The following is a 10,526-nucleotide window of genomic DNA, read 5'->3' as shown; positions in this document are numbered from 1 at the left end:
GTCGTCGACCTCGGATCTGAACTCGCCCGCCTCAGAAAGCGGTTGGAAAACCTTGCGCGCGAACAGGAGGCGCTCACACGGAGGTTCGACCAGCTGGCAGGCAGAGCCGCGGCGGCCCGCTGACGTCGCCGGAGGAAGAACCGCCCGACGCCCCACCCGATGCCGCGCCCGACTCCCAGGAGAGCGTGCCGGGCGACAGCAGCGGCGTGGGTGAGCCGGCTTCCACCACCTCACGCGGCGCGGAGGGCCGCCACGGGAACCCGGTGTGCAGTCGCACGACGGGTCCGTCGGTCGCGCTCGCGTGGCCGTCTCCCTCCCCGACCTCGATCGCGAGCGCAACCAACACCTCGGGCGCGGGTTCCAGCTCGACGAAGCACCAGCGTGCGGCGGCGCGGTCGCCGGGGGCCTCGAAGGCCGCCACTCCGGACCGCTCCCGCAGAACGAAGCCGAAGGACTCGAACGGCAGGGCCAGCCCGAGGCCGCGAGCCTTGGCGTAGGCCTCCTTCAGTGTCCACAGCCGTAGTACCGCGCGCGCGTACGCCCGCCCCTTCGGGAGGCCGGTGAGCCACCGCCGCTCTCCCGGAGCGAAGCTCTCCGCGATGCCGGCCAGGGTCCGTTCCTCGATTCGGTCGAGTCGTTCGACGTCCACGCCGACCCGCCTCCCCCTGGTGAGCGCGACGGCGTTGTACCCGTGCGAGTGGGAGAGATTGAAGTCCAGCCCGGCTCGTCCCGACACCGGCTCGCCCCCGGTGGGGCGGACGAAAGGACGACCCCGGGAGGACCGCCAGAACTCCACCGCCGCCTCCGGAACCCCGGTCTCCAAGGTGAGCAGCCGGCGCACCAGGGTGTGCGCGACGAGGTACTGACGGCGGTCGCGATCGAAGACGAACCGGTCCGCGGTCTCACGTTCCTTCTCGTCCAGCCACTGCTCGCCCAGAGTTGTCGCCATGCCGGGGCCGAGATCGTCGTTGTGGCACACCCACAGCGTGACCAGGCCCCGTTGGGCCGATCCGGGCCCCGGCCCGTGGCCGACCGCCTCGGTCACCGCCCCGACCGCGCGCCTCACCTCGCCCCCGCGCCCGTGCGGGCGGCCAGTGCCGCCCGGATCCCCTCGGAGACCAGCCCCACCATCTCCGGAGTCCGGTCCCGGAAGTAGAAGTGGTCACCCTCGAACAGGTGCAGTCCGAGGAATCGCCGCGCGTGTCGCTCCCAGGCGGTCAGCCGGGACGGCGGAACCACCACGTCCTCGGTGCCGCCGAACACCGAGAGGGGCACCCGCAGCGGCGGAGTGCCCGGCCGCGGCCGCCAGGTCTCCACCAGACGCAGATCGTTGCGGATCATCGGTGAGAGCAACTGCCAGACGTCCTCGTCGGCGAGCACCTCGGGCGGGGTGCCGCCCATGGCCGCCAGGTGTCGGCGCAGCTCGTCGTCGGGCATGGCGTGACGGTTCTCCGGCTCTCCGTGGAGGCGTGGGGCGCCCCGGGCGGACAGTCCCAGCCAGACCGGCTCGGGCAGGCCTTCGGCGGCGAGCCTGTTGGTCAACTCGTAGGCGGCGAGGCCGCCCATGCTGTGCCCGAAGAACGCGAAGGGGCGGTCCATCGCCAGCACGATCTCGTCGCGGAAGAAGTCGACCAGGCTCTCGACGTCCGGACAGGCAGGCAGATGGCTGAGCCTGCCGCGGCCGGGGGCGTCGAGCAGGTGGACCTCCCAGTCGGCGGGAAAGTGCCGGACCCAGTCCCGGTACAGGAGATGGGACCCGCCGGCGTGGTGGAACAGGAACAGTCGCAGCGCGGCACCCGGGACCGGCCGGGGGCAGTGTGCCGCACGTGTGGTCGGCGAGTGGGGTGAGGGATGAGTCCGCATCGTGTGTCTCCTCGTGGGGTGCGACTCGCGCCGGTTCAGGCGGCGACCGGCTGGCGGACCGGTCGCGGGGGCTGCGTCGAACCGGTGTCGGCGGCGGGTTCACCGGTGCTGATGTCGGCGGTGGTGTCCCGCCGGATCTGTCGGAGCATGCTGCGCAGTACCGTGCTCTCGCCGATCTCGGTGAACCGCGGGTCGTGCCACCGCAGAAGCGACTCGACGGTCTCGCGCCAGCGGACCGGGTGATCGATCTGTTCCAGCAGCAGCTCGGCCGTGTTGTCCGGCCGGTACGGCTCCGTCGTACGGTTGGCGAGCACCGGGAAAGCCGGCGCCCGCAGCGGCAGCGAGCGGACCAGCGGGTCCAGCGCCGCCCTCGCGGGCGCCATGTAGCGGGAGTGGAACGGTCCGCTGACCGTCAGCCGCCGCACCATCCGCGCGCCGGCGTCCTCGAGCACCTGGCCGGCTTCCTCCAGATCCGCCACAGGCCCGGCGACCACCGTCTGAGCCGCGGTGTTGAGGTTGGCGAGGTCGAGCGACGCGAAGCCGGCCCGCAGCAGCAGGAAGCGCAACGTGACCTCGGAGAGGCCGACCACTGCGCTCATGCCACCGCCCCGCACCTCGGCCATCGCCGCGGCACGCGCGGCGACCAGGCGCAGTCCGTCGGCGAAGTCGAAGACTCCGGCGGCCTCCAGCGCGTTGTACTCGCCGAGGCTGTGTCCGATGGCGACGTCCGGACGCTCGGCGCCGTCCGCCAGTGCCGCCCGGTAGGCCAGCGCGTTCACGACGAACATGGCCGGCTGGGTGTAGCGGGTCTCGCCGAGCTGTCCGTTCGGGTCGGCCAGGCACAGTTCGCGCAGCCGGTAGCCGAGCACGTCGCTCGCCTCCTGTTCCAGCTCCGGGAAACGGTCGAACAGTTCGCGTCCCATGCCGACACGCTGTGCCCCCTGGCCGGGGAACATGAAGATGGTGGTCACTGTCATCAACTGCCTTCTGTCACAGGGGGGTCAGACCGTCTCAAGCGCCGGGAAGGCGAGGTCGGCCAAGGTTGCGAGGTTCGGGGTGGTGAAGAGGGCCTCCAGGGGAAGCTCCCGGCCACCGGCCGCGGTCACCCGGGCCGCGACGCGCAGCAGCTGACGGCTGTTGGCGCCCATGGCGAAGAGGTCGTCGGTCGGGGAGATCCGTTCGGTGGCGACGCCCAGTTCCTCACCCACCACCGCGGCCAGTCGAGCGAACGGATCGTCGGCCCCGGCCTCGTCGGTCCCGGGCCCGGTCGTCAGGTCCACCGGGGCGGACCCGGTCGGGACCGGCAGCGGTACGTCGCGCAGCTCCAACGGCACCGCGGGCAGGGCGACACGCCGCGGCGCGCCGGCGACCGGAGGCAGCACCACCGGCCCGCCGGCCAGCCATCCGGCCAGCACGGCACCATCCTCCGGCACCGGCTCGGTCAGCTCGACCAGCGTGCCGCCGCCCTCCCGCCTGGTGCGCTCGGCGAGTGTGCGCAACGCGGAGGCGGCGGCGTGGCGGTCGGCGACCACCGCACCACGAGCCCGCCTGGCCCGACGTCCCTCCCGCAGGGTCCTGGCGACCTGGCCGAGCGTGAGGTCGGTCCGCCGATCGAGCTCCCGGGCCAGGTCCTCGGCCCAGTCGGCGAGGTGCGCCGGGGTGTCCGCGGACAGCAGCAACGCCGGCGCGTCGGCTTCCGACACGCTCACGCCGGTGGCCGGTCGCGGAGGCTCCTCGACGACCAGACATCCATAGGTGCCGCCACCGGCGAACCCGTTCACCAGCGCCCGACGCGGCTGACCGGGCGCTGTCCGCCAACGGTCGTCGGAATCGCCGGCGAGCGCCACCGCTCGCCGGCCTCCCAGGGCCGGGTTCACCTCGGCGGTCATCCGGGTCGGGTACAGCCGCTCCCGTCGGAACTGCCCGATCAGCTTGCCGAGCTGCGCGAAGACCGAGGCTGCCTCCAGATGGCCGGTGTTCGGCTTCACCGTGCCGACCGGCACCGGGGAACCCCCCGGCTCCTCGGCGCCGAAGAGCCGCCGCAGGGCGGAGAACTCCAGCGCGTCCGCCAGGGCCGCGCCGGCCGCCGCCGCCTCCACGTAGCCGATGTCGCCCGGCCCGAGGTCGGCGTCGTCCAGCGCGGCGCGCATGACCTCCTCCTGCCGCCCCGGGTCTGGTACCCCGAACTGGCGGGTGGTTCCGGCGTGCAGCAACGCCCCGCCTCGCAGGACGGCGTGCACGTGGTCTCCGTCGGCCAGTGCCCGGTCCAGTCGTTTGAGCAGTACCGCTCCGACACCTTCGCCCACGATCCAGCCGGTGGCCCGCTCGGTGAACGCGCAGGAGTCGGGGGTTTCGGCGACCAGGCCCATCGCGGACAGCACGTCGAGGTGGTCCGGATGCAGCACCAGGTTGGTGCCGGCCGCCACCGCTGCCTCGCACCGTCCGTCCAGCACCGCCCGGTAGGCCGCCTCCACGGCGGCCAGCCCGGAAACACAACCGGTGTCGAGCAGCATGCTGGGGCCGGTCAGTCCGAACGTGTGGGAAACCCGGTGGGCCAGGCCGCCCCTGGTGGCGTGGGTACCGGAACCGCCGGCCGCTCGCTCGGCGACACCGTGCAGCGCGTGGTCCTGCCACATGGCACCGGCGTAGACTCCCACCCGCCCGGTCTCCGCCAGCCGTTCCGGGGTGACGGCGGCGTCCTCCAGGCAGCGACGCACGACGGACAGCAGCAGCCGTTCCTGCGGGTCGATCGCCACGGCCTCGGCGGGGGACAACCCGAACTCCTCCGCTTCCACGGAGGTGACGTCGGCCAGATAGCCGCCGACCCGTGCACCGTCCCTTTCCGCACGGGACTCCAGCGGCGTCCAGCGGTGGGCCGGCACGGGTCCGATCCCGGTCCCCGAGGTGGTGAGCAACGCGTCGAGCTCGCGCAGCGTCCTGGCACCGGGCAGGTCGGCGGCGAAGCCGACCACCGCGACGGCGCCGGAGTCCTTCTCGGCGCCCGCGCCGAGCGCCCCGGCGGGCACCGGTAGCGGGGGCGAGGTGGGGACGGACGCGGCGGGGGAACAACGCTCCGCCGCGACGAGTTCCGCGCGACGATGGACCGCCGGGCGGGGCAGCGCGCCTCCCCACAGCGAGAGCAGGAGCTCCTGGCCGTCCTGGAGCCCGAAGTGCTCACGTACCGCGTCGAAGTCCATCTCGCCCACGGCACACAGTCCCAGGCCCCGCCCCGGAGCCGCGGTGAGCAGCGCCTGGGCGACGTGTCCCGCCTCGATCGTGGAGAAGCGGGCGGCGTTGCGCTCCCCGTACGCCGGGGCGATGGCCTGCGGGGTGGAGACCAGGAAGACACCGAACGACGCCGCCCCCACCAGCTGACGGTTGTGGAGCACGTGGACGTCGGTCCCGAACCGGGCCAGCGGGGCGAGCGCCACCAGGCTGCGCTCGCCCGGGTGGAGGTAGTACAGGCCGCCGTCGACGCCGCTCACCGCCTCGGGTTTCACGTACACGTAGACCTGGACCGGGTAGAACCCACCGGCCGACGGGTAGCGGAAGCGGCTGCGTCCGTCCAGCTCTCCCCTGGCCAGCGTGGCCAGCAGCGTGGAGAGCCGCTCACCGGGCACCGGCCCGTCGTCGAACTCCCGGAACGAGGAGGCGTCGAAGGCGGCCCGCTCGTGCTCGGGTCCGCTGTCCGGCAGCGGGATCCGGTCGAGGGTGGCCGGCAGCCGCCGCTCCGCGTGCCTGGCCTCCTTGAAGGCGGCCTTGGCCGCCGGGTCGAACGCGATCCGCACGTCGGCCGGGGACCCGGCCGCGACGGATCCGGTGGTGACGGCCGAGGCGGTGGTCCCGGCCGTGGTTCCGGGCCCGCCCGTGCCCGCCGTGGAGCCGAGCGCGGCGACGATGCCCCGGGCGGTGGGCGTGCGGATGAGCGCGTCCACCGGTACCTCCGCGTTGAACCTCTCGGCCACCCGCTGAGCGAGCCGGATCATCGTGAACGAGGTGGCTCCCAGGTCGAAGAGGTCCGCCTCGGGGTCCACCTCCGGCTGGCCCAGCAGTTCGGCGACCTCCGCCGCCACCGCCTCGGCGGTGACGGCCGGGCGTGCGGGAACGGCAGGACGCCTGGCGACGGCGGGCTGGTCGGGAACGGCGGGCGCGGTCGGGGGCCGGCCGCCCGCGGCGACCACCGCCGCCGCGAGGGCCGTCACCGTGGGTCCGCTGATCAGCGCGTCCACCGGCAGGGCCACTCCGGTCGACCGTTCGATGCCCTGCGCCAGTCGGATCATGGTGAAGGAGGTCGCGCCGAGGTCGAACAGGTCGGCGCCGGTCGCTACCTCGGTGACGTCCAGGCACTCGGCCACCAGGTCCCTGATCCCGGCGACCACGTCCGCGAGGTCGCGGTCGGTCCCCTCGGCAGCCCGGCTCGGTTGCTCTGACACGGTGTTCTCCTGCCTCGGGGCCGGATCGGTGGACGGGTTGTCGCCGAAGAGCGCGGCGGCGGCCGGCCGGTCGAGCTTGCCGTTGGCGGTCAGGGGGAGCCGCTCGACGAAGCGGAAGCCGCTCGGCACCAGGTACGCGGGCAGCGCGTCCGCGAGTTCTCGGCGCAGCTGTGCCACCGACGGCGCCGGCCGGCCCCGGGCCGGCACACAGACAGCGGCGAGCAGCTGTTCGCCCCTACTCCGGTCGGTCACCGGGAGCACCCGGGCCTCCTGGACCTGCGGCAGGTCGGTCAGAGCGACCTCCACCTCCTCGGGCTCGATGCGCAGCCCTCGGAGCTTGAACTGGCCGTCGGCCCGGCCGAGATAGCGGATCTCGCCGTCCTCTCCGACGCGTCCCAGATCACCGGTCCGGTACAGGCGCGGCGACGGGTCGTCGGGGAACGGCGACGGCACGAAGCGCTCAGCGGTGAGCTCCGGCCGCTGGTGGTAGCCCAGCGCCACGCCCACACCGCCGATCACGATCTCGCCCACCGTGCCGTCCGGCACCCGGCGCAGCCGGTCGTCCACCACATGGATGCGCAGGCCGCTGATCGGCCTGCCGATCGGTACCGTCGGCTCCTCCCAGTCGGCGCGGCACGCCCAGTGGGTGACGTCGATGGCCGCCTCGGTGGGCCCGTACAGGTTGTGCAACTCGGGGCCTCCGGGCAGCACCTGGAAGAACCGCCGCATCGTGGCCACCGGCAGCGCCTCGCCGCTGGCGAACACGTACCGGAGCGACTCGCAGCCCGCGGCACCCGGGTCCCGGAGGAACAGACCGAGCACCGAGGGTACGAAGTGCGCGACCGTCACCCGTTCGTCACGCAGCAACCGGGCGAGGTAGCCCGGGTCGACGTGTCCGCCCGGTCGGGCGACGACGATCGAGGCCCCGGCGAGCAGCGGCCAGAAGAACTCCCATGCCGAGACGTCAAAGCCGTACGGCGTCTTCTGCGCCACCCGGTCCTCCACGCCGAGCGGGAATCGGCTCTGCATCCAGCGCAGCCGGTTCACGAAGCCCCGGTGGGTGTTCCGGCAGCCCTTCGGCCGGCCCGTGGTGCCGGAGGTGTAGATCGTGTAGACGGGGTCGTCGGGGGTGAGGGCCACGTCCGGCGCGGTGGTCGGCTGGGCGGCGAGCAGGGCCTGGTCCCCGGCACGGTCCTGACACAGCACCACCGCACCCGCCTCCGCGGGCACCGCCGCGCGGGCCGCGTCCGCGACGACCACCCGGGCCCCGCTGTCCGCCAGCAGGTAACGCACGCGCTCGGGCGGGTTGGCCGGGTCGACCGGCACGTAGACGGCTCCGGCCCGGACGATGCCCACCAGGGCGACCACCAGGTCGTCGGAGCGGTCCATGTGGACGGCGACGTGCTCGCCGGGCCGTACACCGTGGGCGGTGAGCTGGTTCGCCAGTCGTGCGGTACGGCGGTCGAGCTCCCGGTAGTCGACGGTGCGCCCGTCCCAGCGCACGGCGACCTGGTCGGCGTACCGCTCGAACGCGTCGGCCAGCAGTTCTGTCATGGTCCACGGTTCGTCCGTGCGGACCGACCCCGCGGGGAGTCCGGCGGCGGGCGGGGCGGCGCCGCCCACCCCCTCGTCCAGGAAGGTGCCGACCCGCCGCGCGTAGCCCTCGAAGAGGTCCGTGAGCCGACTCTCGGGCAGGGCCCCGTGCGCGGCGTCCCACTGGCCGACCAGGCTGTCCCCGACGAGCAGCGGCACGTGGTCCAGGGCGACCTGGGCGGTCTGCGACTGGCTGGTACGCAACCGGACGTCGCGCGGGCTCAGGCCGGGATCGAGTTCGGGCACACGGGTGAAGACCACCGGCAGGCGCAGAGCGCCGCCCGACCGGAAGACCCGACCGCGCAGTTCGGCGAGCCCGGGGCGGAGCTCCCCGCGTTCCAGGTCGGCGCGGGTGCGCGCCCACAGCTCGCGCGACCGGTCGGCGAACCCGACGGGCAGCGTGTCGTCGACCACGACCCAGGCCAGCTGCGTGAAATCGGCCACCATGTGCTCGGCACCGGCCGGACGGTCCCAGGACACCACGGTGATGGTGAACGGTTCGGGACCGAACTCCCGACGGAGCTCGTCGGTGTACGCGGTCAGGAGGACCATGTCGGCGGGAACGCCGATCTCCGCCGCTCGTCGGGTGAGCGCCGACCAGGAGCCCAGCTCCGTGCGGCGGTGCAGTCGGTGCGCGTCCGGCGCCGGTTCGGGCAGCGCCGGTCCCGACGGGAGGGCGGCGAACTTCTCCCGCCAGCCCTCGCGAGCCGCTTCGGCCCGTTCTCCGGCTGCCCGCGCGGCACGCGCCAGCAGCAGGGGCCGCGGGTCCGCCGGCTCCGCCAACACCGATTCGTCGCCGTCGTGGAGGGCGAAGAGCTGGCCGAAGAGCAACGCGAAGCTGCGGGCGTCGGCGAGCAGGGCGTCGAGCACCACGTGCAGGACGATGTCGCCGCCCGGAAGCAGGCTCGCCTCCAGCACGTACATGGGTCGCTCGCCGAGCGGGAACGTACCGCCGCGCAACCGCTCCGCTGTCGAGGAGAGTCGCTGTTCGACGGCGTCCTGCCCGCGGGGGTCGCCGACCTGACCGGTCAGGTCGTGGCGGACGATCCGGTACCACGGCACCTGCTCAGCCACCTCCTGCACGCCGTCCGGCCGGATCGCCGCACGCAGCATCGGATGGTGTGCCACAAGTCTGTTCCACGCCGCCTCCAGCGCGTCCACCTTGTGGTCCTGGAGCAGGAACTCCTGGTAGACGCGCGTTTCGGCGGAGCCACCGAGTTGTCCCAACCGGCCGACCAGATACGCGGACTGGACCTCGGTGAGAGGAGGCTGGTTCAGCTCCTCCTCACGCGCTGGGCCGGCGACGGAGGTGTCCCACACCGCCGTGCCGAGCTGCTCGATCCGGTGGAGCAGGCCCTCCAGCCGGCTGAAGGCGTTGTCGGCCCAGGCGGCGTCCAGCAGGGTCGCGTCAAGGTCCCAGGAGACACACAGTTCTCCGGCTCGCTCCTGCACGCACATCTCCAACGCCACGCCCGCGGTGCGGGTCGCCGAGGCGTTGAGGTCGACGGCGGCCGCCCAGTTGTGCGGGTCGTCGGCGTGGTGGTCGGTGATGCTGCCGAGGAGGCTGGTGAAGACGATCGGCAGGGGTACGGGCCGCCGGCCCGGTTCGGCGCGGAAGCGCTCACGCAGCGCTCGCACGCCGCTGACCTCGGAGTACTCCAGATCCTGCCAGAGCTGGCCGCGCACTTCGGCGACCAGTTCGCCGAGCGTGCCGGTCGGCTCGGGCGCGACGAAGACCGAGGTGGAGAGGAACGGCCCGACCAGGCGCGGCACGTCGCGATGGATCGGACGGCGGTTGTAGGTCGTCAGCACGACGGGCAACGAACCGCCCCCCGGCTCCACGCCGCCCAGAGCCGCCGAGGTCAGCGCGAGCAGCAGCGCGGACGGGGTGGCCCGGAGGCCCCTCGCCGCCCCGAGGACCCCTTCCCAACGCGTCCGGTCCAGCCGGAGCACCAGCCTGCGGTGCTCCCCTGCGGCCGGCTCCCCGACCGCCCGGGCGCCGGCGGGCAGCAGATGGTCGAAGTCCACCGCGGCAAGCTTCTTCCGCCAGTGGTCGAGCGCCTCCGTGCTCGGCGACGTCGCGTTCACGGCAAGCGCGTAGTCACGGAAGGTCAGGTCAGGAGGGGACGGCCGCGTGTCGTCCCGATAGCCAGCGTACCACTCCTGGAGCAGCAGGGAGACACTGGGGCCGTCGGCGATCAGCTCGTCGACGGTCAGAAGCACCCTGGTCCGTTGTTCCGGCAGTTCGACGGCTGCAAGCGAGAACAGCGGCCAGCGGTGCGGATCGATGCCGGCCGCGGCCTCGGCCCGCAGCCGGGCGAGACGTCCCTCCTTCTCCTCTCCGGTGGCCCCTGTGAGGTCGTGGCACGCGACGCGGTACGCGGGGACGTCGTCCTCGACGAGTTGGCGGCCGTCGGGCAGCAGGCGCGCCCGCAACATCTCCGTGACGGCGACAAGACGGTTCCAACTCCGCTCAAGGCGCCCCACGTCCAGTGCGGGGACCTCGAACTCCACGTGGATCCTGGTGCCCCCGCCGGCGCCCGGGTCAAGCGACCGGCCGACGTAGAAGGCCTCCTGGACCTCGGTCAACGGGAAGGGCTCGCTCCCACGGATGGGTTGGTTCTGAGTCATGGGTAC

The 10,526-nt window shown here is 73.2% G+C and carries 4 protein-coding genes; all 4 read right to left on the bottom strand.

The features are described 5' to 3' along the window. Nucleotides 1-73: 73 nt before the first annotated feature. The 4 genes from GL263_RS02190 to GL263_RS02175 are packed head-to-tail and all read right to left on the bottom strand — an operon-like array spanning nt 74 to nt 10,520. Nucleotides 74-1,045 (bottom strand): 4'-phosphopantetheinyl transferase family protein, encoded by a 972-nt coding sequence (locus tag GL263_RS02190; protein WP_323379213.1) that lies wholly within the window; start codon nt 1,043-1,045, stop codon nt 74-76. Nucleotides 1,046-1,062: 17 nt separating this feature from the next. After that, entirely contained in the window at nt 1,063-1,863 is an 801-nt protein-coding gene (locus tag GL263_RS02185; protein WP_182853815.1) for a thioesterase II family protein, read from the bottom strand. A 35-nt stretch (nt 1,864-1,898) separates the two neighbouring features. Further along, entirely contained in the window at nt 1,899-2,840 is a 942-nt protein-coding gene (fabD, locus tag GL263_RS02180; protein WP_182853814.1) for an ACP S-malonyltransferase, read from the bottom strand. A gap of 24 nt (nt 2,841-2,864) precedes the next feature. Continuing rightward, on the bottom strand, nt 2,865-10,520 hold the full coding sequence (locus GL263_RS02175; RefSeq protein ID WP_182853813.1) for a non-ribosomal peptide synthetase: 7,656 nt from the start codon (nt 10,518-10,520) through the stop codon (nt 2,865-2,867). Nucleotides 10,521-10,526: the final 6 nt, after the last annotated feature.

It is taken from the genome of Streptomyces durbertensis, from assembly GCF_014156695.1.
Classification (GTDB): domain Bacteria; phylum Actinomycetota; class Actinomycetes; order Streptomycetales; family Streptomycetaceae; genus Streptomyces; species Streptomyces durbertensis.
This window is presented reverse-complemented; position numbering and strand designations above follow the sequence as displayed.

Excerpts from the sequence above, each read along its gene's own strand:
- GL263_RS02185 (WP_182853815.1), bottom strand. The coding sequence starts at position 1,863 with ATGCGGACTCATCCCTCACCCCACTCGCCGACCACACGTGCGGCACAC.
- fabD (WP_182853814.1), bottom strand. The coding sequence starts at position 2,840 with ATGACAGTGACCACCATCTTCATGTTCCCCGGCCAGGGGGCACAGCGT.
- GL263_RS02175 (WP_182853813.1), bottom strand. The coding sequence starts at position 10,520 with ATGACTCAGAACCAACCCATCCGTGGGAGCGAGCCCTTCCCGTTGACC.